This is a genomic window from Bradyrhizobium sp. (genome assembly GCF_030654605.1).
Classification (GTDB): Bacteria; Pseudomonadota; Alphaproteobacteria; order Rhizobiales; family Xanthobacteraceae; genus Bradyrhizobium.
Window position 1 is genome coordinate 1 of sequence record NZ_JAURXB010000011.1, and the last position, 24,578, is coordinate 24,578.

A 24,578-nucleotide genomic window follows, 5' to 3' on the forward strand; every position below is an offset into this window, starting at 1 on the left:
TCGCGCAGGCCTTCGGTGCGCGCCCGCATGATGAAGGCGGCCTGGCCGAATTGCTCGTCGAAGACGATGCCGTGATAGCCGGCATAGGGTTCGGTCAACTGTGGAAACTTGCCGGAAGCGCGCCAGTCGAACCGGCCGCCATCGACGATGACGCCGCCGATCGCGATGCCGTGGCCGCCGATCCATTTGGTCGCCGAATTCATCACGATGTCGGCGCCAAGCTCGATCGGCCGGCTGAGATAGGGCGTCGCAAAGGTGTTGTCGATCAGCAGCGGAATATTGGCGTCATGCGCGATGGCGGCGACCTTGGGGATGTCCAGCACTTCGAGGCCGGGATTGCCGATGGTCTCGCCGATGACGAGGCGCGTATTGGGCTGGATTGCGGAGCGGAAGGCTTCCAGTTCGCGCGGTTTCACAAAGGTGGTGGTGATGCCGAAGCGCGGCAGCGTATGCGCCAGCAGGTTGATGGTGCCGCCATAGAGCGAGGAAGAGGCGACGATATGGTCGCCGGCATTGAGCAGTGTGGCGATCGCCAGATGCAGCGCCGCCATGCCGCTCGCGGTGCAGATCGCGCCGACGCCGCTCTCCAGCGCGGCCAGCCGTTCTTCCAGCACCGCCGTCGTCGGATTCGAAATCCGGGTGTAGATGTGGCCGGCGCGCTCCAGATTGAACAGCGCCGCGGCGTGTTCGGAATCCTGGAACACGTAAGAGGTGGTCTGGTAGATCGGCACCGCGCGTGCGCCGGTGACGGGATCCGGACGCTGGCCGGCGTGCAGGCTCAGGGTCTCGAAGGCGGGTGGCTTGGGTGCGGGCATGGCGATCTCGGAAATGGTGCAGTTCGTCCTGATATTCGGACGGCAGCACCATGTGCCACAAAAGCACCGGTCTTGTTAGCCCATTTCCCTTGCCGCGACCGGAAGTCTGCCTTCCGCCCGCCGGCTGCTGCATGGGATCTGAAGGTGCCGCGACCGGCCTAATCGAGGATCGCGCTGAGGGTTGCCGGGGTGTCGATGATGACGGTGCTGCCGCGCACGCCGTACCACACCGCTGCAACGGTCTGCGCCGCGTTGCCCAGGGGTACGCTCACGACCAGTGTCGTCGGTATGCGGCCGGTGCTTCCCGGATTCTGGTCGTTGTAGGTGAAACTCGCTATCACGGGCGACGCGGTGCCGTTGACCGTAATGCCGAAGGTGCCACCCGGATAATTGTTTCCCTGCGCGTAGGGCATCGGCACATTCAGGATGACGAGGGCCGACGCGTCGACGCCTTCGGGGATCGTGAGCGTGAGGCCGGGTATCGGTACGAAGGTGCCGGAATTGGTCTGCTGGGTACCGCTGGTCTGCGCGTACAAGGCCATGATCGCTCTCCCGTTGCTGTAGACATCTTAGCAACAAGGGGTTGAGTGAGGCAATATTGAACTTCAGGCAAACCGGCATGCGCGCGGTTCGGAGAGCGGACGCCGGCCTCTTGCGCATTTGCGGCCGCGATGCCCGCCACCTATAGTCACACCGTCGAAATCGAACAGGACTGCCCGTTTGGAACGCAAACTTCTTCAAATCGCCATGGCGTTTGCGGGCCCGGCGCCGCTCCGCGCGTTGACCCGATGAAGCGCGTCGCGATCTGGGCATTCTACGCCGTCGGCGCGCTCGCGATCGGTTACCTCGCGCTGTACGCCTATGCCGTGTTCACCGGGCAGGACCTGAAGCCGGGCAAACCGATCCACATTTTCCGCAGGCCGGACGCGCCTGAATATTCGTGACGCCCTCATGTCCCGGACGCGGTGCAGCGTGCTCCCGGCGATGCGAAGCATCGTCCGGCACGCTGCTCCGCAGAGCCGGGACCCACGAAGTCCGGCTCCGTATTTGCGATGGACCCCGGATCAGCAGCGCACCGCAAGTGCGCTGCGCTGCGTCCGGGGAACGGGCTACGCCGTCGCGGCAACGCGGCCATAGTCGCCCGATCCCGCGGGCGTGATCGGCAGGCCGCCGTCGGCATACTCGTTCAGCTTGTTGCGCAGCGTGCGGATCGAGATGCCGAGGATGTTGGCGGCGTGGGTGCGATTCCCCAGGCAATGCTTCAGCGTCTCCAGGATCAGATCGCGTTCGACGTCGGCCACGGTACGGCCGACCAGTGCGCGGGTCACCTGTTCGGCGGCAAAGGTGGCGTGCGCCACCGCCGGCACGGTTTTCGCCAGGTCGAGACGGTCGCCGTCGGGGGTCAGGATGGCCTCGGCCCCGATCTCGTCGCCCTGCGCCATCAGCACCGAGCGATGCATGGTGTTTTCGAGTTCGCGGACGTTGCCCTGCCAGCGGTTGGCGCTCAGCACGCGGCGCGCTTCCGCCGAAATCGGGCGCAGCGGCACGCCGTTGGCGTCGGCGTATTTCCTGGCGAAATGCTGCGCCAGTTCGAGAATATCCGCCGGCCGTTCGCGCAACGGCGGAATCTTCAGGTTCACGACGTTGAGCCGGAACAGCAGATCCTCGCGGAAGGTGCCTTCGCGCACCGCGTCGGCCAGATTGCGGTTCGAGGTCGCGATGATGCGGATGTCGACCGGCACCGGCCTTGTGCCGCCGACGCGATCGATCACACGCTCCTGGATGGCGCGCAGCAGCTTGGACTGCAGCCGCACGTCCATCTCGGAGATTTCGTCGAGCAGCAGGGTGCCGCCGGTGGCTTCCTCGAATTTTCCGATCCGGCGGGCGATCGCGCCGGTGAAGGCGCCCTTCTCGTGGCCGAACAGTTCGGATTCCAGCAGATGCTCCGGGATCGCCGCGCAATTGATCGATATGAACGGCTTCTTGGCGCGGTGCGAGCGGGTGTGGACATAGCGCGCCAGCACTTCCTTGCCGGTGCCGGATTCGCCGGTGACCATCACGGAGGCGTCGGAACCGGCGATCTGCTGAGCCAGCTTGATCACTTTCGCCATGGCCTCGTCGCGGTAGACGAGATCGCGCGAGTCGTTGGCGACGGCGGCGAGCACCGCGGCGATCAGTTCCGGATCGGGCGGCAGCGGGATGTATTCCTTGGCGCCGGCGTGGATCGCCGCGACCGCGGCGCGGGCGTCATTGGAAATGCCGCAGGCGACGATCGGCACATGGATGTGCTCGGCCTCCAGCCGGATCACCAGGTCGCGGATGTCGAGGGCGACGTCGACCAGCAGCAGGTCGGCGCCCTTGCCGCCGCGCAGCACGGCCATCGCCTGGTCGAGGCCCTCCGCATGGGTGACGGAAGCGCCATTGTCCATGGCGATCTTGGTGGCGGTCGTGAGCTGGCCCTTCAGGGTGCCAACGATGAGAAGCCGCATGATGTTCTCCTGTTCGTCCGTTCGCGCTCGTTTCGAGCCGTATCGTTATGAGCGCCTTCAGGCGCGTTCCGCCTTGATGATTTCAGTCATGGTCACGCCGAGTTTGTCTTCGACCAGCACCACTTCGCCGCGCGCCACCAGCCGGTTGTTGACGTAGATATCGATGGCTTCGCCGACGCGGCGATCGAGTTCCAGCACGGTGCCGGGCCCGAGCTTCAGCAACTCGCCGACATCCATCTTGGAGCGGCCGAGCACCGCCGAAACCTGGACCGGCACGTCGAATACCGCTTCGAGGTCGGCGGCAATGCGCGAGGCCTGTTCGTCCTCGAGATAGGCCACGTCATCGACCGGCAGCGCGTCTGCGGAGTTGAGATCGGGAAGCGGAACCTGTGCGTCGGTGTCACTCATGGGTTGGTCCTCGGTGCCGGATTGCCGGCCTGGTCGCGGGACGCAATGTAGCGCCCGACAAGTTCGTTGATCTTGGCTTCGATCGCCGCGCGCTCCAGCACCACGCCGCCGTCGGCCCACTCGATCTTGCAATCGCCGGTCGGAATGTCCGGCTCGGCCAGGATGACGAGGCGGCCTTCGAAGCCGCTTTGTTTCGCCAGCCGCTCGATCCGCTCGCGCGCGGCCTCGTAGAGGGAATCGTTGATCCGGACCACGAGATGCGGCGTCGCCACCAGATGCGAGAAGCAGTCGCTGACCAGCCCGACGATCTCGCCGAGCGGCTCGCCGGCAATCAGTTCGCTGCACAGCTTGCGCGCCACCGCCACCGCAACGTCGACCGCTTCGGTCTCCATCCGGGTTTCGATGCCGGCGAAATTCGTCGCGATGCCGCGAATGCCGATGCCAATCTCCTCGAGCGCCAGCGCGGCGCGGCGGTCGCTTTCCGCCTTCGCCTCGCGCTGTCCGGCATCGAAGCCGTCGCGATAGGCGCGGGCCTCGGCTGCGGCGATCTTCTGCGCGATTTCCGACGGCGTGGCAGGGCGCTCCCGCGTCTTGTCGGGGGCGCCGAAGTCCATGTCGAACAGGAATTTTGCGGGGGCGGCCATCAGTACACCAGCTCGTCGTCGGCGCGGTTCTTGGTCAGCATGATCTCGCCCTTGGCGGCGAGGTCCTTGGCGAGGTTGACCAGCAGCGCCTGCGCCTCGTCGACGTCGCGCAAGCGCACCGGTCCGAGCGCCGCCATGTCGTCGAGCAGCATCTTGCCGGCGCGCGACGACATGTTGCCGAGGAAGAAGCCGCGAACGTCCTCGTTGGCGCTTTTCAGCGCGATTCCGAGCTTGTCCTTGTCGACATTGCGCATCAGGGTCTGGGCCGAGGCGGCGTCGAGCTTGACGAGGTCGTCGAAGGTGAACATCAGCGCCTTGATGCGTTCGGCGGATTCGCGGTTGTCCTCTTCCAGCGAAGTGATGAAGCGGGTTTCGGTCTGGCGGTCGAAATTGTTGAAGATTTCGGCCATCACCTCGTGGGCGTCGCGGCGGCGGGTCTGCGACAGGTTCGACATGAATTCGGTTCGCAGCGTCTGTTCGACGCGCTCGATCACTTCCTTCTGCACCGCTTCCATCTTCAGCATCCGGCCGATCACGTCCAGCGCCATGTCCTCGGGCAGGATCGCGAGCACGCGCGCGGCGTGTTCCGGCTTCAGCTTCGACAGCACCACCGCGATGGTCTGCGGGTATTCGTTCTTCAGGTAGTTGGCGAGCACCTCTTCCTGAACGTTGGAGAGCTTCTCCCACATGTTGCGGCCGGCGGGGCCGCGAATTTCGTCCATGATGCCGGTGACCCGCTCGGACGGCAGGTACTGCGTCAGCAGCCGCTCGGTGGCGTCGAAGGTTCCCATCAGCGCTCCGGACGCCGACATCCGCGAGACGAATTCGAGCAGCAGGTCTTCCACCACGTCGGCCTCGACGGTGCCGAGCGACGACATATGCATCGACAGTTCGCGCACCTCGTCGTCGTCGAGCAGCGACCAGACCTTGCCGCCATACTGTTCGCCGAGCGCCAGCATCAGGATCGCGGCCCGCTTCGGACCGCTCAGCTTCGGTCCCTGCGGACGATTGGCCTGACGACTCGCCAGATTGGCGATGACGGTGGAGATGTCGCTGGCGTTGGTGGTTTGCGGTACGGCCATGTTACTCTGCGGGCTCCGATAGCCACTGGCGAACGATGGTGGCGGTTTCATTGGGGTTTCGTTCGGCCAGCTCGCCGACGCGATGCACCGACTGGGCGTGCACCTGGCCCTGCACCTGGGCGACGTCGATCAGCTGTGCGGTCGCGTTGGTGAGCAGCGGCTGGCCGTTGGCGTCGACCGCGTCGCTGCCGTCGGTCAGCGCCGGGAGCGCGCCGTCCTTCGCCGAGGCGACCTCTTCGGAAGCCAGGATGCGCTTGACCAGCGGGCGGATCACCATGAACAGCACCACGAGGCCGAGCAGCATCATGACGCCGAGCTCGATGACGTACATCACGTCGTCCTTGGTGAATTGCAGCATGCCGAGCAGGCCGGCCGGCTCTGCCACCGGCGGCACCACCGGCGCTTCGGCGAATTTCAGGTTCACGACCTCCACCTGGTCGCCACGCTTCTGGTCGAAGCCGATCGCCGAGCGCACCAGCGTCGCGATGCGGTCGAGCTGTTCCTTGCTGCGCTCCTGGTAGATCTGCTCGCCTTTTTCGTTCTTGGCGTAGCTGCCGTCGACCAGCACGGCGACGGAGATGCGGTTGACCCGGCCGACCTCGGTCACTTCGGTCTTGGTGGTGCGGGAAATCTCGTAATTGTTGGTCTCTTCGCTCTTCTTGCTCTGGTCGCGCGCGACCGCCGCGGCGTCCTTGTTCTGGTTGCCCGGCAGCTCGTTGTTGACGGTGACCTGGCCGCCGTTTTCGGCGGTAGCGGAGGATTCCTCCCGGGTCTGGCTCGAGCGCAGCACCCGGCCCTCGGGATCGTATTTGTCCGAGGTCTGGGTGATCTTGTTGTAGTCGAAGTCGGCCGAGAGCTGGACCCGGGCGCGGCCGGCGCCGACCACCGAGGAAATGATCGCCTCGACCTGGTTGCGCATCCGCTTCTCGAAGGCGGCGCGGCGCTCGTCGCCGATGGCGTTGTCGGCGTCGCCCTTGGCGCCGTCGGCGAGCAATTGACCGGCTTCATCGACGATCGACACCCGCTGCGGCTTCAGGCCGTTGACGGCGGAGGCGACGACGTGGCGGATGGCTCTGATCTGCTGCGGCTCGAGCGCCCCGCGCACCCGCACCACGATCGAGGCCGACGGTTCGGGCGTTTCGCGCGAAAACAACGGACGCTCGGGCAGCACCAGATGGACGCGCGCGGCCTGAATGCGGTCGATGGCGCGGATGGTGCGGGCCAGTTCACCCTCGAGCGCGCGCAGATGGTTGATGTTCTGGACGAAGCTGGTGGTGCCGAGCGCGTCGGATTTGTCGAAAATCTCGTAGCCGACCCCGCCGCCCTTGGGCAGGCCACCCTCGGCGAGCTTCATGCGCAGCCGGGTGACCTTGTCCTTCGGCACCATGATGAGGGCGCCTTCGTTGCGCAGCTCGAAGGGTATGGCCTGGCGTTCCAGATCCTTGATGATCCCCGAGGAGTCCTCGGTCGAGAGGTCGGTAAACAGGGTGGTCATCTGCGGCGTGGTGACGCGCATGATGACAAAGGCGAAGAAGCCGATCAGCGCGGTTGTCACCGCGACCATCGCCAGCAGGCGCGAAGCGCCCAGACCCTTCAGGAAAGCTACCAGACCCTGCAAAACCAATCCGCCCCTAGATTCGGCCCCCGGGAGCCGACTGGGCAATTATTGCCTATGGGATGGTTTCGATATGGTTAACGAAGGTTAAGAGCCGTGGCAAAAGTTCAACATGAAAAAAATCGGCTTCGCCAAACGAAGCCGATTTTCGTCAAATGCCAGATCTTGCCCGGATCCTGCGCGGATCCTGGGCGATTTACTGCCGGTATTGCTGGATACGCGTGGTGCGCAGCCCGGCAAGGCCATGTTGATCGATGGAAAATTGCCAGGAAAGGAATTCGTCGACCGTCAAGGTGTAGCGGCTGCAAGCCTCTTCGAGGGAGAGCAGGCCGCCGCGAACCGCGGCAACGACTTCGGCCTTACGGCGGATAACCCACCGTTTGGTCCCGGGCGCGGGCAGATCCGCAATTGTTAACGGACTGCCGTCAGGCCCGATGACGTATTTTACCCTCGGGCGATGGGGTTCTGTCATGGCGTACTCACAAACTCTCAACCACTGAACTCACAATTAGAAACATATGCCTCCCGGCTTAAAATTTGCCTAAGCCCAAGGCTTCAAAAAGCCTTCAATACGAATCTCCTTGAAAATGAACGCCAAATGCCGATCGGCCCGGCGTCTGGGGAGACGCCGGGCCGGGCAGGGATCGCGAGTGGAGGTTGGACGGGCGAGGCGCGCAGCTGCGTGAGCGCAGCGGCCGGGCTTACGCAGCGGCGGCGGTGCTCGGACGGATCACGCGCCTGATCTGATCGGTGGTGTAGTTCGCCCCGCCGATCGAGAGCAGCGGCGGGGTGGCGGTGAGATCGACGGAATCGACGATGCCCTGGATTTCCGTCGCGATGCCGATGTCCTTGCCGTTCGAATCCTTGGCCGTCGCGGTCAGCTTGTAGGTGCCGGCGGGGTGCTGGGTGCCGTCATTGCCCTTGCCGTCCCACACGAAGCTGGCGTTGCCCTTGCTCAGCGTAAAGTTGCCGGAATAGACCGTCTGTCCGGTCGAATTCGTGATGGTGATCGCAGCGGTCGCGCTCTTCTCGGCCTTCAGGTTCCAGGTTGCGGAGCCGTCGAACTTCTGGGTGCTGCCGTCGACGGCGACGGTGTTCCCGACATAGATCAGGGCATTGGTCGATTGCGCGCTCTTTTCGAGCGCGAGCAGCGCCTTCAGCTGTTCGTTCGACTTGAGTTGCTGCTCGACGCCCGCGAACTGCACCAGTTGCTGGGTAAACTGGTTGGTATCGAGCGGGTCGAGCGGGTTCTGGTTCTGCAGCTGCGTCGTCAGCAGCGTCAGAAAGGTCTGGAAATTGTCCGCGAGCCCGGTCGACGTCGTCGAGCTGGTGGTGGTAGTGGTCTTGTCGGTGCTCGACGCCGCTGCCGATACGACCGTCGTCGGCATTGTTGCTTCGACTGCCATGGTGTCCTCCTCAGACCCTGATATCAACGCCGCTGCTCGAACCGAGCATGCGGCCATAGGTGCGTCCCGCGACGACAGCCGGAGCGCTGTCTTCTTCGCTTACGACCAGCCGATGTGCGTTGCGTCCGGATTCGTTGCCGCCGTCCTGGCCGGATGAAGACTGGTCCCGCAGACTGAACTGCAGGCCGCCATTGCCGGTCGACAGCCCGGCGTCATCGAGCGCGCGCTGCAGCTGGGCGGCATCCTGGCGCAACAGCGACAGCGTTTCCGGCTTTTCGACCGTCAGATGCGAAGTTACGACGCCGTTGCGGTCGACGTCGATGCGAACATCGATGCGGCCAAGCTCGGCCGGATCGAGCCGGATATCGAACCGGCTCTTGCCGCTTTGTGCCGACGCGGCGATCTCGAGCGCGAGCCCGCTCAGGGGCACCGGCGCATCATTTGCCGGCGTGGCGATCAGGGATGAACCGGCGCTCGCTGCGGCCGAGCCGGAGTGAAGCTGTGGCTGGATGGTGCCCGCGACCTGCACGCCGGCATCGATCGGAGCTTGACCCGCCGGGACGAAATCCTGGGCGCGGCCTGCTGCCTGGGCGCCCGAAGCCGAGGGGGCGGCGGCGCCATCCCCCTTCGCGACGTCGACCACGCCGTGCCCGGTCTGGGCTTTGCCGGCTACGGCCGGCGGCTGTGTGCTGGCGGGGGTCGCGGTCGATATCGCCGTGGCCGAGGGATCGGCGCTGACAGACGCGGAGTCTGCGGAATCGTCGGATGCCGCGGTGCCGGCCTGGGCCACCGGCGTCTTGACGGGCGTGGCGGCCTTCGGCGTGACCACGGCAGCGGCCACTGCCACGCCGGGCGCCGAGCTGGCGTCGGTTGGCGTGGCCGGCTGATCCGCGGACACCGCGATAGCTGCAGTCGTCGCGGCTTTCGCATCGGTCTTGGCGGCGGGATCGGCGCCCGAGGCGGCCGGCGTGGCTGCGGCGGGATCGATTTTGGTCTGGCCAGATGCCGCGACCGCGGAGGTGGCCGCGGCGATGGCGGCGGCCGCGATCGCAAGCGGCGCCGTGGCGTTGCCGGATGCCGGCGCAACAGCGGGAGCAGCCGTCGGCGCGGCGGCGGTGGCAATCGGTACCGCAACCGGGTCCGATGTCGTCGCGGCCGCTGTGTCCTGCGCTGGCGGGGCAGCCTGATCGGCTGCGGAATCGGTGGCTGAGGCCTGGTCGGAAGCCCGATCCTCGGTCGATTTCGCGGGCGCGGCCTTTGACTCAGCGGGCTTCGCACCGGCGCGCGGGGACGCATCGGCATCGGCCGCGGTGTCGGCGCGCTTTCTGGCACTGGCGTCGCGGTCGTCTGAATCGCTCCGCGCCGCCCGGTCGGCAGCGGCGGTGTCGCGCGATCGCCTGGCGTCCGCAGCGTTTGCGTCGTCGTCGGAGCGGCGCTGCGAGGTGGCTTGGTCCTGCGCGCGCGCGTTATTGTCGGCGCGGGTGTTATTGTTGTCGGCAGGCGCGCTGTTGTCGACCAGCGCCGCGAAACTGTCGTTGCCGCGCGATTGGTCGGATTTGCCGGACTTCGACGTCACCACGCCCTGGAAGGACAGGTTGGGTACTGGATCTGTTGTCACGCTGGACACGGGCGGCCTTTCGCGGATGAAGGTGGACAGAGATCAGCAAGGACCGGGCCACCTCGGGTCCAAAATAATATATAGCGATTTCAGGTGGTTAGATGGTCTCAGGATAAATTGCGGAGGCGGCGCGGCGCCCCCTTTTGTGCCCGGCGGCAAGATTTGCCGTGGCAGGTGAGCAAAACCGCCCGGCGTGATTGCTTCACGGGAATACGGCCTATATTAAAGAGCTGCCTGCCCGACGCTTCCGGAAATGCCGATCCGCTTTTCCGGTACCGCTCCCAGGAACTCACTGCAAGACCCTCTAACTGCAAGGCTTTTTCTTTTGATCGCGAAGCCCTCCCAGCCGCGATCGCATCGATGACCGGAACCATGCTCAACAGTCTGGACCTGCAAGGCCGTCCCCAGGACACGAGGATCGTGGTCGCCATGTCGGGCGGCGTCGACTCCTCGGTGACGGCTGCGCTGTTGAAGTCCGAGGGCTACGACGTCGTCGGTATCACGCTGCAGCTCTACGATCATGGCGCGGCCGCCCATCGCAAGGGCGCCTGCTGCGCCGGTCAGGATATCCACGACGCCCGCAATGTCGCCGAGCGGATCGGCATCCCGCATTACGTGCTCGACTACGAAGACCGCTTCCGCGAGTCGGTAATCGACAATTTTGCCGCGAGCTACGCTTCGGGAGAAACACCGGTGCCCTGCATCGAGTGCAACCGATCGGTCAAGTTCCGCGATCTGCTGGCGACCGCGCGCGAACTCGGCGCCTCGGCGCTCGCCACCGGCCATTATGTCGCCTCGCGCCGCCTCGCCGATGGATCGCGCGCGCTGGTGTGCGCCGCCGACGCCGATCGCGACCAGAGCTATTTCCTGTTCGCGACCACCCGCGAGCAACTCGACTTCCTGCGCTTTCCGCTCGGCGACATGACCAAGCCGCAGGCGCGCGAACTGGCGCGGCGTTTCGATCTCGATGTCGCCGACAAGCAGGACAGCCAGGATATCTGCTTCGTGCCGACGGGGCGCTATACCGACATCATCGGCCGTCTCAGGCCCAATGCGGTCGAGCCCGGTGACATCGTCGATCTCGACGGGCGGGTCATCGGCCGGCATCACGGTATCATTCACTTCACCGTCGGCCAGCGCCGCGGTCTCGGCATCGCTTCCTCGGCGCCGCTCTATGTGGTGCGGCTCGACGCCGCCAGCCGGCACGTCGTGGTCGGTCCGCGCGAGGCGCTGCGGATGGATCGCATCCAGCTGCGCGACGTCAACTGGATCGGCGACGGCGTGCTCGAATCCGCGGTCGGCGACGGTCTCGAGATGTTCGTGCGGGTACGGTCGACCCGCGCGCCGCAGCCGGCGTGGCTGCGTGCGACCGATCGCGGCTATGAAGTCGAACTGGTCGCCGGCGAGGAGGGCGTCTCGCCCGGCCAGGCCTGCGTGTTCTACGATGCGCCTTCGGGGCAGGCGCGCGTGCTCGGTGGCGGATTCATCAGGAGCGCAACGGCCAAGGTAGCGTCGCGCGAGGCCGCAGCACCGCGGCCGCTGGTCGAGGCCGTGCGCGGATAGCAATTTCAGGCAGAACATTTTCAGGGCGGGGCATGGCTGCAGATATCGACCGCGCAGGGGTCGCAAAGGCTTATGAGCGCTGGGCACCGGTCTACGACCTGGTATTCGGCAAGGTGTTCGATCACGGCCGGCAATCGACCATCGCCGAAGCCGACAAGATCGGCGGACGGATTCTCGATGTCGGCGTCGGCACCGGACTGTCGCTGTCGGATTATTCGTCCACCACGAAGCTGTGCGGCGTCGATATTTCCGAACCGATGCTGCGCAAGGCGCAAGGCCGCGTGCGCGCGCTCGGACTTCACAACGTCGAGACGCTCGCCGTGATGGACGCCAAGAGCCTGGCCTTCAAGGATTCGTTCTTCGACGCGGTGGTGGCGCAATATGTCATCACCGCGGTGCCCGATCCGGAAGCGACGCTGGATGATTTCATCCGGGTGCTGAAACCCGGCGGCGAGCTCATCCTGGTCAATCACATCGGCGCCGAGAGCGGCCCACGCCGGCTGTTCGAGCTGGCATTCGCGCCGCTGGCGCGCCGGCTCGGCTGGCGGCCGGAATTTGCCTGGGCGCGACTGGTGAACTGGGCCGCCAGACACGGCGGCGTCACCCTGACCGAGCGCCGCCCGATGCCGCCGATGGGTCATTTCTCGCTGATCCGCTACCGCAAATCCTGAAACCTGCGGCGCATTAACCGGGAAAGCCGGGAACCATTCGCGCCCGCGGGCGGTTTTCCCGTATGCGAATGAAATCCACATTCCTGCTCTCATGCGTGCTGATCGCGGTTTCGAGCCTTGCGGGGGCCCAGGCACCTCCATCGCGGGCGACGCCGCCCGCGCGAACCGCGCCGCCGTCGCCCGATCGCGCCGTCAATTGTGCCCCGATGCCGTCGCAGCAAGGCACCACCACGGGCCAACGGGCCGAGCCGCTCACCGACAAACTGGCCCGGTCGGACGGGGTATTGTGTCCGCCCGCCGGCGTCGACCCGGAAATCCGCGCGCCCACCCCCGAAACCGGCAACACCCCGGTGATTCCGCCGCCCGGCAGCCCCGGCGGGGACCCCACGGTCCGCCCGAAATAACCCGGCTTTGCAGGCACTTGGCAGATACTTGGGTCATCACGCAGGTTTGCTTGACATGCCCCTGACCGGCTTCTTATATGCCGCGCGTTCGCGACTGCGGTATCTGGAGAGCCGTACCGGTGAACCGTGGCGAGGTAGCTCAGCTGGTTAGAGCACGGGAATCATAATCCTGGGGTCGGGGGTTCGAGTCCCTCTCTCGCTACCAATAGCTGTGGGGGTACCAACTCCCGAAAATCTTCAACGAAATCAACGAATCAGACGCTTTGCCGGGTTTTGCGGCGTACGCTGTGTCTCATGGTTTGGACACAGTAGGAGTCTGTTCGATTGGGTCGTTCCGCATTCATTTCGCGCCGTGAAGGCAGATATCTGTTTAGAGCGCGCTGGCCCGCTTGCCTCGCCAAAAATTCCACGTCAGCGTTTCGGATCAGCCTTCGCACGGCCGACTACAAGGTCGCCGCGGCCAGGGCGGCCCGCATAGGCTCGTGGATGTTAAACGTAAAGGCGGCAGACGATCCGGAGGCAGCACTAAGGGCGTTATGGCCCCGGCTGCAGACGCTGGCCGTTGAGCCGGCCCGGGACGAGGCCGGCCACGTTGAGCGATCCGCCTTTCAACTCGTGGCCTTTGAAGCCCAGTACCGGGTGCGGCGGCTGGGTCTTAAGCCCAACAACGTGGTGCCGGGCTGGGACGAACATTTCGTCGGGCTGGTTCGGGAGAATTCGAAAGCCGCGAACATTCGCGCCAAGGCCGCCACGGTCGAAGGGCAGCTGGAGCGGCGACGCCGGGAGCTTTTCCATCAAGGGGCCGATCCTGCGGCGACGGCTCGGGTGGCGATTTCACAGCCCGCCTTGGGAAGCCCGCTTGCCAGCCTTCCCGAGACAAAAGGGGACAAGCGCAGCCCCTTGTCGGCGGTGCTCGCCGCCTTCCTGAAATGGCGCGAAGGCGAGGATGGTGACCGAAGCGCCGGCAATGACATCGCCCCCGTCGTTCAGTTCGCCATCGACCTGTGGGGCGATCCCTGCCTGCAAGACGTTGGACCCGATCAGATCGTTCAACTCAAGCAGGCGATGCCCGAGATACCCACCCCAGAGGGCATTCCGGCAAACAAGCGGTCACTTTTCCAGCGCTGGTCGATCGCGAAGGCAACAAACTATTCCATCGTGGATGCCGACGGGAAGACCACCAAACTGACGCGGGTATCTGCGTCCACGCTGCGAAAGCGCTATCGCACCGGGTTGAACACGTTCTGGAAGTTTTTGATCGACAACGGGTATGTGCCAGGCCCGGCCCCCGATTTTTCAAGCAGCTCCAAGAAGAACCCGCCCGCGGTCGAACGCGATGCGTTTCATGAGGGTGAACTGCTGGAGTTTCTGAGCAGACCGCTGTTCACGGGGTGCGCGAGCATAAGCCGGACCTGGGTCGCGGGCCGCTTCTTTTGCCAGACCTTCTTCTATTGGGCGGTCTTGATCCAGCTGCTGTGCGGCATGAGACCCGGCGAGATCTCCCAGCTGCGCTGCGTGGATATCGCCTCGCTTTACGATAAGTGGCATTTCCGCTTCGCCAAACGCTCCCTGCTGGCCGAAGGCGAAGAGGATGGCGACGGCAGCGAAGACGCCGCCGATACGGCGCCCGGCGGCAATGACGCCAAAACCAGGAATGCTTTCCGGTGGATTCCGGTCCATCCGCTGCTGACCGAACTGGGTCTTCTTCGCCAGCGTGACGCCATCGTGGAGCACTACCTGGCGCGGAAATTTTCGGAAGCAGGTGGCAAGGACAAGCTGACGGCCATTCAGATCGCGAAGCTCGCCGATGAAGCAAGTCAACAATGGCTGTTTCCGGATTGGAAGGTCTACGTTCTGCCGACCGGGGAGATTCGCTGGTCGCAGGCTGCTTCAAAATCCTGGCAGTACGTGAAGTCGAAATTCAAGATGACGCGCGAGGGGCTGGCCCTCTATTCGGCGCGGCATACGTTCAAGGGCTTCATCGACGATGTCAAAGGTCTGTCGGATCGATCGCGCAGGGTCGTGATGGGCCACGCGCCGGCGGTCGATACGCCGGGCGGCTACGGCCCGAAAAGCATCACCGAAGAACAGGCGGACGTCATTCTGCAACTCTCCAATCCGACCATCGACCGTATGTCGGTTATCCTGCTTGATGCCAAACGCAAGGCTGACAGTGGGGAACTCAAGGTCGTTGAGGCCTGGCGCAACGACGAGCGGACCGGTGACACAAAGCTGCAGGATGCTTTGGAAGAGCGTGCAAAACAGTACCGCTGACAGCTCTCAAGATCTCGTCCGTGATGCCGGTCAGCTTCGTCACGTCCGGCGGAATGGGGACGGGCCGGATCCCGCAGTTGACCAAACGGCGCCATGGCCGAGACGGACGCTCCGTCGATCGAGTAAATCGAACGCCAACGCGGCGAGTTCGAGAACCTCGTCCGTCGCCGGATCCAGGCCGGCGGTCCCGACGTCGACGACCCCGTCGCGTCAGTACTCCTTCGGGAAGAGGAAGCGCCGTCGTCAAGCGCAGTCGCCGAAGGACCCGATATTCGCCGCTCGCCTGGAGTAACCGAGGCGCAGCGTTCGAGGTCATCGATGCGATTGCGGGAGGCCGGAATCATGTTCATGGCCGGCTTCCGGAGCCAGCGGGCGTGACGCATTCGGGCGAAGGCTGATCCGGCCCGACAATGACGTCGATGTCTTCGGCCGAAAGAAAGCGCCGACGGAGCAAGGCCTCGGCGACGCCGGCGACCTGTGCGCGGTGGCGGCGGACGATGTCCACGGCGCGTGCCTGCAGCCGCCTCAACGCGTCATTGATCCGCCGGCGCGCCACAGGATCGCGACCTAATTCGCGGTGGGCGCCGTCCGCATCGGCGAGGTAGATCAGTTCGTCGTCTCCCAATCCGTATGAGCGGTTCATCGCCGCAAGCAAGCGCGTCGCGACCGACAGATCGGAACGCTCGCTGCCACCGGCTCCGATCGAGGCGGCGCCAAGCAGGACGATCTCCGCCGCGCGCCCCGAAAGCAGACCGACGACCTGCTGCTCGATCCAGTGCCTCGTGACCATGTCGGCGGACTTCTCGATACGAGTGACGCCGCCGGCACCGTCCCGTCCGCCCATCCGAACCGACTTCACCCGGAGCCCGCAGCAATATGCGGACAGGACGTGCCCTGCCTCGTGCACCGCGATCCTGTAGAGCACCTCGGGCGGCAAGTCCGGCTCCGGCAGGGCCGCATCCTTCAGGTCGCCGATCGAAACGTCGCGCCCGGCCTGCCGCGCTTTCCTGCGCGCGCTGCGTACGGTCTCCATGATCTCCGCTGCCGTGCATCCATCGAGCGGTCCGATCGCGGTGCGCAACTCCTCGTCGGAGAGGCTGCCGCGCACGTGAAAGCGCAGGATGTTGAGGATGCCATCGGGGCCCGGCGCTGTCACCTCGATAGCTCGTTCGAGCCGCCCGGGCCTGAGGATCGCCGGGTCGACGGCGCCGATCCGGTTCGTCGCACCGATCACCACGACGCCCTCACGCCTGCCACTGGTCGCGTCGTCCAACTGCAGCATGAAGTCCTCGATGACGGGCATCCACCAGTCCCGCCCCCTGGAGTCCAAGGACTCGCGGGACGGCAGCCCGTCGATCTCGTCGAGAAAGAGGATCGAGGGGGCGGCCGCCGCGGCACGCGCGAACAGTTCGCGCATGCTCTTGATCACACCATCCAGATGGCCGGAACTGGTCGCGAACAGCTCGCCGATGCTGCCGACCACCAGGGTGGCCTCGCATGCCCGCGCGATGCTCCTTGCGAGAACGCTTTTCCCCATGCCGGGGCCGGAGAAGAAGACGGCTCCGCGGTCCACCGCGCTCCAGCTGAGGACACCCGCACGATAGTCGCGCATGTCGCGCGCCAGAGCGAGGCCCCAATCCCTGGCGGCGCCGTACTCGACCGCGGTGGCGAGATCCGGCACGTCGTCGATGCTTCCGACCCCGCCGCGGCCCTCCGCCGCTGCGGCGATACGCGCTGCGACTTCGCGCGCGCCGGCGTCCGGCCGCATCGCGGCCACGACGTCCTCGAGTTCTAGACGGACCAGGTGGGCGTCGTCGATGAGCGGCGGAATTTCGTCGTACAGAGCGCGGATGGTTCGACCGACCGCGGACCTGTCGAGCCTCACCTTGATCCGCTGGTCCGCGGCGGCGACCAGGGTGGCCGGAAGCACTGCTTCGGGATTGACGGCGATGCCGACGACCGACCGTCCCCCCGCAAGGGCGGACGCCACCTCGTCGTTGCCCACGGACGCCTTGTGACGGAGGCGCTCGGAGCCATCGCGCGCGAAGCGCAGCCACTCTCTCCCGAACGGGCGCTGCTGGAAGAATTCCGTCACCGGCGCGATCCAATCGGCGGCCGGAACGGACACCACCAGAGCCAGCGTCGCCCGGCCGCGTAGCCCCTCTTCGATCGTGGGCGTGATCGCCGCGGCCATCGCTGCGGCGACGAGCGCCTTGCGAGGATCCCGAGGCACGTTGCCGCCGGCACCGGTAACCGGCGATGCGGCAGGATCGCCATCGTCGTCATCCTCGGTCGGTACATCGAGGTCGGCTTCGCCCTCGTGCTGTTCCTCAGGCGGCAGACTGCGCAGGGCCAGACGGGAGAAGCCGGTGGACCTGCGACCGGCTTCTTCGTCCCGCGGAGCCGATTGATTTCCGGTCGTGGTGGCCGGCGCCGATTCCGGAGCCGATTCTTTGCGCAGGGACGTCTGGTTCGGCTCCGCTTCCGGCGTCGGGGGCTGATTGATTTCGTTCTTCATGTACCTGCGGTCGCGGCGAGAGGGAAACGAGCGGGGTGACGAGACGGTCGGCAACGGCGCCGGTGGGGATCAGTCATCCGGCAGTTCGACCACGAAAGCGGGCTTGAAGGAGCGGGTTTGGCCCGGATAGCCTGCCGGGCTGATGATCAGTCGCGTCCTGCCGTCTGGAGGACTGCTCCTCCATCAGCGTGTTGTCGGAAATGGCCATGTTGTCGACGATCTCCTGTTGCTGTACTTCGGAAAGCCGCATCGACTGCGGTCATTCATTCGAGTATCGGGAGGGCTCCTTTCGGAGCCCTCCGCCTCGCCTCACCACGCCGGAGCGTGGCGCTGCCTCGCCGGGCCACGTTCCCACCCGTGGGATCTCGTCAGTCGATGACCTCGATCTTCGGCATGGCTTCTATCCCCTATGCCTCCAGCACGAAGGGGCGGGGGTCGATCACCGCCGCCCATTTGGAGCCGGCCACGTGCGCGCCCGTGACGACCTTTGCGGCGATGGCGGGGGAGGGAAACCAGACGGACACCGTCAAGCGCTGCCGGTCGCTGAGACCCGGGATGCCTGCAAGCACGCCGGCTTCCGCGAGCTCATCGCGACGCGTGTGCAGGATCGGGTTGACGCTCTGGTTAACCTCGCGGCGAACCTCCGAGCCGGCCGTCACGACGAAGCCGGTGGCGGCGGCGTAGCCGCGCGCCCACAGGTCGCCATAGGCGAGCTGGTATTCGGGAGCACCGCCCGGCGTCGCCGTGACGCCGATCTCGATCGGAGCAGCGTCGTCCTCGATGTCGAGGGTCGGCGTCAGTCCGGCGGCGTCATGCGGTTGCACGAAGGGTTCCGCGGCGCTGCCGCCGTGAAAAGCGACGCAACCGGCGTCGAACAACAGGCGCTCGGCGATCATCGCCATCTGGAAGTACGGCGCTGCGTGACGCAGCGGCGGGTCAATAGCCTGAGCCCCGGTGCCCTTCTGCACCCTGACGAGACCTGCGTCCTCCGCCGCTCGCGTGAGGTGCGCCTGCAAGTAGAGCGCCGCCACCTTGCCGAGCGGGTCGAGCCCGAACTTGGTGATGACGAAGACCTCGGACGCGAACGACTTGCTCTGATCGACGCTGTGATCATAGAGCCTGCGTCCGATCCGGGTCGTTTCACCCATATAGACACGGCGGAAACCGGCGAGCACGTAGGCGGCCGTCATCATGGCGCGAGCCGGCATGATCTCCCGGATCATCGTCATCGGGAAAGCGGTGACGGTGAGACCGGTGAGTTCGTCAATCGCCTCGCGCACGCCGGCGACGTCGCCATTAGTGCGATGGATGAGGGTAGAACTGGCTCCGGCCGTGGCCGCCGAAGATGTATTACGGAAAAACGACATGTAGAGATCCCTTCCTGAGGGATCGGTGACCAGACCGAATCTCGATCGCACGCCGACCGCATTGCCGGAGGCAAGGCGGTAACGTTCGGCCGAGCCGCAAAGCGGCAAGGACGACTACAACGTGGGATCGATGATTGAACGCCGGTGCGTTCAGCGACACCGGCGCGGTCGGATCGACCGATCCTAGTTGTTCGGAGTGACGTTGATGAACGACGCGGCCTTCGTGGCCACAGCGGTGGTGTGCCCGGCCACCGCCAAGGCGGCGCCAGCCACCGAGCGGGTGACGGACAAAGCGCGATGCCGCACGGGGTCATCCACGCAAGTCATCGAAGCAGAGGGATGGGAATTGCGCCCCGAATCGGGGCTATAGTGGCGCTTAGCCATGACTGACTCCTGTAAAGTCGGTTGTGGTTAGGCTGTCGTCCGGTGTTCCAGCACCGGGCGGCAGCCGCCTTCGCAAGGGCTGCGACGGCAACGGCCAATATAGGGACGTCTTCCACGGATACCAGCTCCGGCATCGCTCTCTCGTGCTCAAGGTTAATAAGGTAGGGAGAATTTTGCTCATTTATTGACAGGCCATCTATGTCGGATTGGACGGCTGGCGGGGCGTGGACTGCGCCTGGTGATCACCTTCGTCGGTCACGCCGCTGGCCTGGCCGTACTTTCTGTCGCGCGCGCTGGTTGCCGGACTTGTCGTGGGACTAGTCCACTCCTTCGGTTCAGTTTGTTGGACTAGTCGTCGACTAGTCGGCCCTCTCATCTCATGATTGCTGGATTGGTCGTGAACAAGTCTACTCGCTTTGCACCTTGATCTCCCCGGGAACCACAGCGCGAGCAGCCAGCGGCGGCGGCGTCAGTCCGCACAGCGACGCAGCTGACGCGCGACGCCCTCTATGATTAAACGTTATTTTTGGAGAGGCCGTTGAAGGTAAGCCCGATCTCGCGGGAGTGTCCCTCTCGTCCGGTGCTCTCCCTAGCGGGCGGCCTAACCAGATTGGGTTTTGGGTCAGGCGCTCGTCCCACGCTGACGGCCGAGCAGGATGACGCCTGTCCCCCTGCGGTCGCATCAACCACGATTGAGCGTGGTCGGCAGGCACCAGGGAAGGGATGCCTGAAGTCAAATGACGCCGGTGCCGGTTAGGCCGTTTCCGCGGAGAACGCCGGACAAGAAGGTGATCCCTGCGCCGTGGTGGCAGCCTTGCTTGTCGAAACCTGAGTCCAGAATTCGGACACCCCAAACCTAAAGACGTTCCAGGCTGAAGCCGCGGTGGCTCCAGACTTACTTAGCGTGCGGTCTCGTTGGGATCGCTCACAAAGAAGGGGGCCATGGCTGACCAATCGATCGGCTCGTGCCGTGGGGCTCTCGCGGCGGATCTGCCATTTCTGAGCGCCAAGATCTTGCTAGACGCCCATGCCGGGATCCCTGCCACGATCTCGATGAACAGCATGCCACTGAGGTGTGACTAGACTAGTCACGGACTAGTCCAGGTTCCCATGACCGCACACCAGCAAAACCAGTCCCAGGAAGAGACGGACGAAGAGCCGCTCACCGACCTCTTACGCCGAAAAGGCATGAAGAAGATTTCTGCGTTGATGGCGCCTGACGCTACGAAGGAGTCCAAGCGGAAAGCGACCGAACGAGCAAGGCGTATGCAGGAGGACGGTGAGACCCAGATCAACTTCATGATGATCGTTGGATGCAAGGCGACGGTTCGCGCGGTCGCCGCAGCCGTCAGAGATCCCCAGGTCCACTCGGCGATCGCCGCGGTCGCAACCGCCGCGGCCAACTCATAAGCTGTAATCGCGCGCAGGTGTGAGGAGTTTCAGCCAGTACGATAATTAACGCATTTTAACTATGACCGCCTAAAAGGTTTGTCGAAGATAGGGCCGGGAAGTACCTATTCTACGTCCACCGCTCCTGAGAGCGGGCCGGTCCATGGAGGGACCTGGATCTCGCCGACGCGGCCCTCTCCACTAAGTGGCCCGCAACCGGCACGACGCGCCTCGCGCACCCCAAAAAATTTGAAAATGCCTTCGGACTTCAATCGATAAGCAGCGCTCAATTTGCGTGATCCGTTGCCCTTCGGTGACAATCCGGCGGCCAAATTAGGGAGACTAGTCGCACGACTAGTCAAGTCGAATGGCTGCTTATACGACGGACGGACTTGGTACCGAAGATTCAGGTCATGGAGCCGACACCGGCACCCACACCTTCTCGAAGGAGGAACTTGCGAAATTGCGCCTGAGGCGGATCAATGCTTACGTCCATGATGGAAAAGCCCAGGGGTCCAAGGCTGCAAAAGATAAGGCTGCCCAGCGAAAGAAAAACAACAAAAAGCAATGCAACGTCGAGGTGGTGTCTGAAGAGGTAAGGCAGACCATCCGATCATTGGCGGCAGCGATCAAGGCTGACCACAGCTTACATGCTGTAATCTCATCATTCGCCTCGGACGGGGAAATGAGGAAAACTGTCCAAGCGGTGGCCGCAGCTGTGGAGACGGATCATAGCATGCACGCTAGGCTCGCTTCCTTCCTTTCGAATGCGACTGTTCTCGAACTCTGTAAGATTCTATCTGCCTCAGCTGCAGATATCTCTTCGATCGTCGAATTAGCCCGCCGAGGAAATTTAACTCTGATCGCGGGAATTTGTGTAGCAAATCCGATGATGCTCGACGTGCTTGAGAGTCTTGCGCCATCGGGCGTTGACGTCCCGCTTGCCGAGATTGCGCGACGTGAGGATCTGCTCAAGCTGGTGTCCGCTGTCGCAGCCAATCCGAAGCTCGCACATTGCCTCTTTCTCTTGGCGACTGCTGAAGACGAACTGGTAGAAACCATCAGCAGTATCATCTCCCGTGTTCAAGAGATCAAAGAACAGGGTGGGGAAGCGGCACCGTTGCTGGATATGGCTACCGTTGCATTGTGCCACCCCGTGGAGAATCTCCGACTCATGCGGTTGTTAAAAGGCAACGGCTTCCGCGCTCGTGCGCTTCGCTGGATATTGCGCTGTGAGAGGTAGGCGGTGCTCTCGGATCTGCGTCACCTGCCGCTCATCTAGGCTTGCGTAATGTTCAAAACCCGTATGGCCGGGAGACGTTAGTTTTACTCCGAAAGTCATTCGCGCGGCGGAACTGGAGGCTCTTCGTCTTTCGGCATTAACCACGGCGTATAGAGGGCAGAAGTTCCCGGTAGGCCTCGCGAGCAGCCTTGAAACGCTCGAACGGAAACTTAATTGGTACACCTTCCATCGCCGCAGCCAACATCTCGAGGTGAGCTTCCCATCCGGCACACGTTCGAGCGATGTCTTCATTATCGGGGATTCTGAGCGTCAATGAGAGCCGCGTGCCGCCGTTCACGGCAGCGGCTTCCCATCGGAGCGGACGGTCCGGCTCACCTCGGCTGCTCCATGAACACTCGATCAATCGAGGTGGATCCACGTCTGTGACGATGCTGTCCACGTTCGTTCCGCTTTCGGGGAAGTTGGCCGGGTGACAAGGCGTGGGCGATGTGCCGCGACATCTACCAGATCTGCGGGTGGAAGACCGAAGCGCATCTGATTCTCCGCGCCGGCTAGGCATTGTAGGCGGCCGCTAATGGCGCAAAGCGGTCGTTGGGGATGTCAGATCTCGCGAGTTCCCGCTAACTGGACTTAGTCCGAACTTTCTCTCGACGGAATGGACCGACTGCATTGCGAGCGCCAATCCAGGCGCGTTAAACTCGTTGTTCTTAAAATAGCGAGCTTCCGACCGACACATCAGGTGCCAAGCGATCTGCATGAGCCAACGATTTTCTCCTAATTGCTTACTCGCGCGAATGAACCAGAACTGAAGTCTTAGGCTGGGTCTGCATATCGCGTTGTAAAACAAGGAAAAAGCTGGCGCACCCGACACGATTCGAACGTGTGACCTTTGCCTTCGGAGCAAGATAACGTACCCGTCCGAAGAGTGCGATAGGGCACGCTATACCACGCTATCCAGCTGAAGCAGCTGGATATTCTCCACAACAACAGCGACGTTCCTATCCGAAACCCCGCACCGACTTTCTCCCGCCTGCTTACGCGTTGCTTACTTGGGAGATCGCGCCCGGAACGAAGGAACGTCATTGTCAAGATCACGAAGAGGGTTGTCGAGGCGGCTGATGCCCGAGAGAAGGACTACTTAATCTGGGACGACGAACTGCTGGCTTTGGACTCCGGGTCTTTAGTTCCGGCAAGCGCAGCTATGTCATCCAGTACCGAACGAGAGGTCGGTCTCGTCGATACACAATTGGGCTTCACGGAGCCTGGGCACCAGAAACGGCACGCCGAGAAGCAAGGGTGCAACTCGGTCGGGTCGCTGGGGGTGACGATCCCGTCGAAGATCGCCAGCTCGATCACAAGGCGATCACTGTGAAGGAGCTATGTACCCGCTATCTTGCCGATCTCCAGGCTGGCCTCCTGGGAAAGGGAGGGCGACCGAAGAAGGCCTCAACGATTGTCACCGACACTGATCGTATTGAGCGTCACATCATTCCGCTCATAGGGACCCGGCGAGTCAAGTATCTCACCAAGTCCGACATCAATAAGGTCCTCAAGGATATCATGGCTGGTAAGACGCGGGTTTCGGTCAAGACCAAGAAGCTGCGCGGAAAGGCCATCGTCCGAGGTGGCGCTGGAACGGCCACGCGTACCGTTGGTCTTCTCGGCGGCATTCTTAGCTACTCCGTCGAGGCTGGGATCATCGAGAGCAACCCGGCCCATGGCATCCGCAAGCCGAAGGACAACGTGCGAAAGCGTCGGCTCTCTGAAGCGGAGTATCGGATACTGGGTCGGATGCTCAGCGACGCCGCCAAGCAGGAGAAATACAGCACGATTGTGGACATCATCCGCCAGCTTGCGCTGACCGGCTGCCGGCGTAGCGAGATGATTGCTTTGAAATGGACCGAGGCGGATACGGAAGCGAGCTGCTTGCGGCTTGAGGACAGCAAGGAGGGCGAATCTATTCGTCCCATCGGATTGCCTGTCGACGAGTATCTCGAGCGGCGTCGCGCTGGCGTCATCGGCACGTACGTCTTCCCGGGGCAAGGTGGGGACAATGCGTTTGGCAGCTTCCCGAACCATTGGAAGCACATCTTTGAGGCTTCACCACTCTCCGACGTGACACCCCACGGCCTACGCCATAGCTTCGCGAGCATCGCCAACGATCTTGGTTTTACTGAGGTGACGATTGCGGCTTTGGTCGGCCATGCCAAAGGTTCGGTGACGAGCAGATACATCCATACGCTTGACACAGCGCTCATCATGGCCGCGGACACCATCTCGGGCTACATTCAAGGGCTCCTGGATGGCATCGAGTTCAAGCAAACCGCCTACGCATTCGACCGGGATTCACGCAAAGCCGTCCTGGCTCGTTTCCTGAAGAAAGCCTCAGGCAGCGATCAAAATGGAGCCGAGGAGGACCGCCGTTTAGCTGCATAGTCCCTTTTCGATTTCGTGGAAGTACGGTTCTGTGGTCGGATTTTGCATAGACGACGCCATATCTGCATGGACATGATTGGTGAAATCGGTCTCGTCGTGGCCGTAGCGCCGAAACACGAATGAGGATCCATGAGATGCCCATCTCGATTTCAATGATTGTTCTGAGTTCGCAGTTGGTCATGCCGGTGGCTGACGGTGTGCCGAAGTTCGATATCGCGCGGAGTTGCAAGCTCGACCTTGCTGCCACCGCCG

21 protein-coding genes, 1 tRNA gene and 1 pseudogene are annotated in these 24,578 nt (G+C 63.6%); 9 read left to right on the plus strand and 14 right to left on the minus strand.

The window, feature by feature from the left end; genetic code table 11:
- Nucleotides 1–815 (minus strand): aminotransferase class V-fold PLP-dependent enzyme (locus tag Q7U29_RS00690; protein ID WP_304737362.1); only part of this gene is annotated, 815 nt, incomplete at its 3' end.
- A 158-nt stretch (nucleotides 816–973) separates the two neighbouring features.
- Nucleotides 974–1,357: a hypothetical protein gene (locus tag Q7U29_RS00695; RefSeq protein ID WP_304737364.1), complete on the minus strand. Its 384-nt coding sequence runs from the start codon at nucleotides 1,355–1,357 to the stop codon at nucleotides 974–976.
- 246 nt (nucleotides 1,358–1,603) lie between these two features.
- On the opposite strand from Q7U29_RS00695, the gene Q7U29_RS00700 reads away from it, so the two are divergent.
- Nucleotides 1,604–1,759 (plus strand): hypothetical protein, encoded by a 156-nt coding sequence (locus Q7U29_RS00700; protein WP_304737365.1) that lies wholly within the window; start codon nucleotides 1,604–1,606, stop codon nucleotides 1,757–1,759.
- A 165-nt stretch (nucleotides 1,760–1,924) separates the two neighbouring features.
- Here the strand turns inward: Q7U29_RS00700 and Q7U29_RS00705 are convergent, their stop codons facing one another.
- The 8 genes from Q7U29_RS00705 to Q7U29_RS00740 all read right to left on the minus strand — a co-directional run bounded on the left by Q7U29_RS00705 (nucleotide 1,925) and on the right by Q7U29_RS00740 (nucleotide 10,077).
- Nucleotides 1,925–3,304: a sigma-54-dependent Fis family transcriptional regulator gene (locus Q7U29_RS00705; protein WP_304737367.1), complete on the minus strand. Its 1,380-nt coding sequence runs from the start codon at nucleotides 3,302–3,304 to the stop codon at nucleotides 1,925–1,927.
- Between the two features lie 57 nt (nucleotides 3,305–3,361).
- The gene (fliN, locus tag Q7U29_RS00710; RefSeq protein WP_304737369.1) at nucleotides 3,362–3,712 is read right to left on the minus strand and encodes a flagellar motor switch protein FliN; all 351 of its coding nucleotides are present in this window, start codon (nucleotides 3,710–3,712) and stop codon (nucleotides 3,362–3,364) included.
- Nucleotides 3,709–4,356 carry a FliH/SctL family protein gene (locus tag Q7U29_RS00715; RefSeq protein WP_304737371.1) on the minus strand — a complete coding sequence of 216 codons (648 nt, stop codon included), beginning with the start codon at nucleotides 4,354–4,356 and terminating at the stop codon, nucleotides 3,709–3,711. Before Q7U29_RS00715 ends, fliN begins: the two co-directional genes overlap by 4 nt.
- Complete coding sequence (fliG, locus tag Q7U29_RS00720; RefSeq protein ID WP_304737373.1) at nucleotides 4,356–5,438, minus strand: flagellar motor switch protein FliG; 1,083 nt, start codon at nucleotides 5,436–5,438, stop codon at nucleotides 4,356–4,358. Before fliG ends, Q7U29_RS00715 begins: the two co-directional genes overlap by 1 nt.
- A 1-nt stretch (nucleotide 5,439) precedes the next feature.
- Entirely contained in the window at nucleotides 5,440–7,056 is a 1,617-nt protein-coding gene (fliF, locus tag Q7U29_RS00725; protein WP_304737375.1) for a flagellar basal-body MS-ring/collar protein FliF, read from the minus strand.
- A gap of 193 nt (nucleotides 7,057–7,249) precedes the next feature.
- Entirely contained in the window at nucleotides 7,250–7,525 is a 276-nt protein-coding gene (locus tag Q7U29_RS00730) for a DUF1153 domain-containing protein (RefSeq protein ID WP_002714638.1), read from the minus strand.
- Between the two features lie 229 nt (nucleotides 7,526–7,754).
- Complete coding sequence (locus tag Q7U29_RS00735) at nucleotides 7,755–8,459, minus strand: flagellar hook assembly protein FlgD (RefSeq protein WP_304737377.1); 705 nt, start codon at nucleotides 8,457–8,459, stop codon at nucleotides 7,755–7,757.
- 10 nt (nucleotides 8,460–8,469) lie between these two features.
- A complete protein-coding gene (locus Q7U29_RS00740) occupies nucleotides 8,470–10,077 on the minus strand; it encodes a flagellar hook-length control protein FliK (protein ID WP_304737378.1) in 1,608 nt (535 codons plus the stop codon).
- A 372-nt stretch (nucleotides 10,078–10,449) separates the two neighbouring features.
- On the opposite strand from Q7U29_RS00740, the gene mnmA reads away from it, so the two are divergent.
- From mnmA to Q7U29_RS00765, 5 genes are all read left to right on the plus strand, one after another.
- Nucleotides 10,450–11,640: a tRNA 2-thiouridine(34) synthase MnmA gene (gene mnmA, locus Q7U29_RS00745; protein WP_304737409.1), complete on the plus strand. Its 1,191-nt coding sequence runs from the start codon at nucleotides 10,450–10,452 to the stop codon at nucleotides 11,638–11,640.
- Between the two features lie 32 nt (nucleotides 11,641–11,672).
- Nucleotides 11,673–12,311, plus strand: a complete 639-nt coding sequence (locus Q7U29_RS00750; protein ID WP_304737380.1) for a class I SAM-dependent methyltransferase — start codon at nucleotides 11,673–11,675, stop codon at nucleotides 12,309–12,311.
- Between the two features lie 62 nt (nucleotides 12,312–12,373).
- Nucleotides 12,374–12,715, plus strand: a complete 342-nt coding sequence (locus Q7U29_RS00755; protein WP_304737382.1) for a hypothetical protein — start codon at nucleotides 12,374–12,376, stop codon at nucleotides 12,713–12,715.
- A 128-nt stretch (nucleotides 12,716–12,843) separates the two neighbouring features.
- Nucleotides 12,844–12,920: transfer RNA gene (locus Q7U29_RS00760), tRNA-Met, on the plus strand.
- Between the two features lie 119 nt (nucleotides 12,921–13,039).
- The gene (locus tag Q7U29_RS00765; protein ID WP_304737383.1) at nucleotides 13,040–14,989 is read left to right on the plus strand and encodes a hypothetical protein; all 1,950 of its coding nucleotides are present in this window, start codon (nucleotides 13,040–13,042) and stop codon (nucleotides 14,987–14,989) included.
- Between the two features lie 346 nt (nucleotides 14,990–15,335).
- Here Q7U29_RS00765 and Q7U29_RS00770 read toward each other — a convergent pair whose 3' ends face one another.
- From Q7U29_RS00770 to Q7U29_RS00780, 3 genes are all read right to left on the minus strand, one after another.
- The gene (locus Q7U29_RS00770) at nucleotides 15,336–17,507 is read right to left on the minus strand and encodes an AAA family ATPase (protein ID WP_304737385.1); all 2,172 of its coding nucleotides are present in this window, start codon (nucleotides 17,505–17,507) and stop codon (nucleotides 15,336–15,338) included.
- A 407-nt stretch (nucleotides 17,508–17,914) separates the two neighbouring features.
- Nucleotides 17,915–18,874, minus strand: coding sequence for a hypothetical protein (locus Q7U29_RS00775; protein ID WP_304737387.1), 960 nt, complete (start codon nucleotides 18,872–18,874; stop codon nucleotides 17,915–17,917).
- A 183-nt stretch (nucleotides 18,875–19,057) separates the two neighbouring features.
- Nucleotides 19,058–19,258, minus strand: a complete 201-nt coding sequence (locus Q7U29_RS00780; protein ID WP_304737389.1) for a hypothetical protein — start codon at nucleotides 19,256–19,258, stop codon at nucleotides 19,058–19,060.
- 1,110 nt (nucleotides 19,259–20,368) lie between these two features.
- On the opposite strand from Q7U29_RS00780, the gene Q7U29_RS00785 reads away from it, so the two are divergent.
- Both Q7U29_RS00785 and Q7U29_RS00790 read left to right on the plus strand, forming a co-directional pair.
- Nucleotides 20,369–20,668 (plus strand): hypothetical protein, encoded by a 300-nt coding sequence (locus Q7U29_RS00785; protein WP_304737390.1) that lies wholly within the window; start codon nucleotides 20,369–20,371, stop codon nucleotides 20,666–20,668.
- A 346-nt stretch (nucleotides 20,669–21,014) separates the two neighbouring features.
- Complete coding sequence (locus Q7U29_RS00790; protein WP_304737391.1) at nucleotides 21,015–21,890, plus strand: hypothetical protein; 876 nt, start codon at nucleotides 21,015–21,017, stop codon at nucleotides 21,888–21,890.
- A 136-nt stretch (nucleotides 21,891–22,026) separates the two neighbouring features.
- On the opposite strand, the gene Q7U29_RS27680 is transcribed toward Q7U29_RS00790, so the two are convergent.
- Nucleotides 22,027–22,449 (minus strand): SRPBCC domain-containing protein, encoded by a 423-nt coding sequence (locus tag Q7U29_RS27680; RefSeq protein ID WP_370691672.1) that lies wholly within the window; start codon nucleotides 22,447–22,449, stop codon nucleotides 22,027–22,029.
- A 522-nt stretch (nucleotides 22,450–22,971) separates the two neighbouring features.
- Here Q7U29_RS27680 and Q7U29_RS00795 point away from each other — a divergent pair.
- Nucleotides 22,972–24,326: pseudogene (locus Q7U29_RS00795) on the plus strand (tyrosine-type recombinase/integrase).
- The last annotated feature ends 252 nt before the right edge of the window (nucleotides 24,327–24,578 follow it).

Bases quoted from the DNA above. Each gene is read 5' to 3' on its own strand.
- Q7U29_RS00695 (WP_304737364.1), bottom strand. From the start codon at position 1,357: ATGGCCTTGTACGCGCAGACCAGCGGTACCCAGCAGACCAATTCCGGC.
- Q7U29_RS00700 (WP_304737365.1), top strand. From the start codon at position 1,604: ATGAAGCGCGTCGCGATCTGGGCATTCTACGCCGTCGGCGCGCTCGCG.
- Q7U29_RS00705 (WP_304737367.1), bottom strand. From the start codon at position 3,304: ATGCGGCTTCTCATCGTTGGCACCCTGAAGGGCCAGCTCACGACCGCC.
- fliN (WP_304737369.1), bottom strand. From the start codon at position 3,712: ATGAGTGACACCGACGCACAGGTTCCGCTTCCCGATCTCAACTCCGCA.
- Q7U29_RS00715 (WP_304737371.1), bottom strand. From the start codon at position 4,356: ATGGCCGCCCCCGCAAAATTCCTGTTCGACATGGACTTCGGCGCCCCC.
- fliG (WP_304737373.1), bottom strand. From the start codon at position 5,438: ATGGCCGTACCGCAAACCACCAACGCCAGCGACATCTCCACCGTCATC.
- Q7U29_RS00730 (WP_002714638.1), bottom strand. From the start codon at position 7,525: ATGACAGAACCCCATCGCCCGAGGGTAAAATACGTCATCGGGCCTGAC.
- Q7U29_RS00735 (WP_304737377.1), bottom strand. From the start codon at position 8,459: ATGGCAGTCGAAGCAACAATGCCGACGACGGTCGTATCGGCAGCGGCG.
- mnmA (WP_304737409.1), top strand. From the start codon at position 10,450: ATGCTCAACAGTCTGGACCTGCAAGGCCGTCCCCAGGACACGAGGATC.
- Q7U29_RS00750 (WP_304737380.1), top strand. From the start codon at position 11,673: ATGGCTGCAGATATCGACCGCGCAGGGGTCGCAAAGGCTTATGAGCGC.
- Q7U29_RS00755 (WP_304737382.1), top strand. From the start codon at position 12,374: ATGCGAATGAAATCCACATTCCTGCTCTCATGCGTGCTGATCGCGGTT.
- Q7U29_RS00770 (WP_304737385.1), bottom strand. From the start codon at position 17,507: ATGAAGAACGAAATCAATCAGCCCCCGACGCCGGAAGCGGAGCCGAAC.
- Q7U29_RS00775 (WP_304737387.1), bottom strand. From the start codon at position 18,874: ATGTCGTTTTTCCGTAATACATCTTCGGCGGCCACGGCCGGAGCCAGT.
- Q7U29_RS00780 (WP_304737389.1), bottom strand. From the start codon at position 19,258: ATGGCTAAGCGCCACTATAGCCCCGATTCGGGGCGCAATTCCCATCCC.
- Q7U29_RS00785 (WP_304737390.1), top strand. From the start codon at position 20,369: ATGACCGCACACCAGCAAAACCAGTCCCAGGAAGAGACGGACGAAGAG.
- Q7U29_RS00790 (WP_304737391.1), top strand. From the start codon at position 21,015: ATGGCTGCTTATACGACGGACGGACTTGGTACCGAAGATTCAGGTCAT.
- Q7U29_RS27680 (WP_370691672.1), bottom strand. From the start codon at position 22,449: ATGCCTAGCCGGCGCGGAGAATCAGATGCGCTTCGGTCTTCCACCCGC.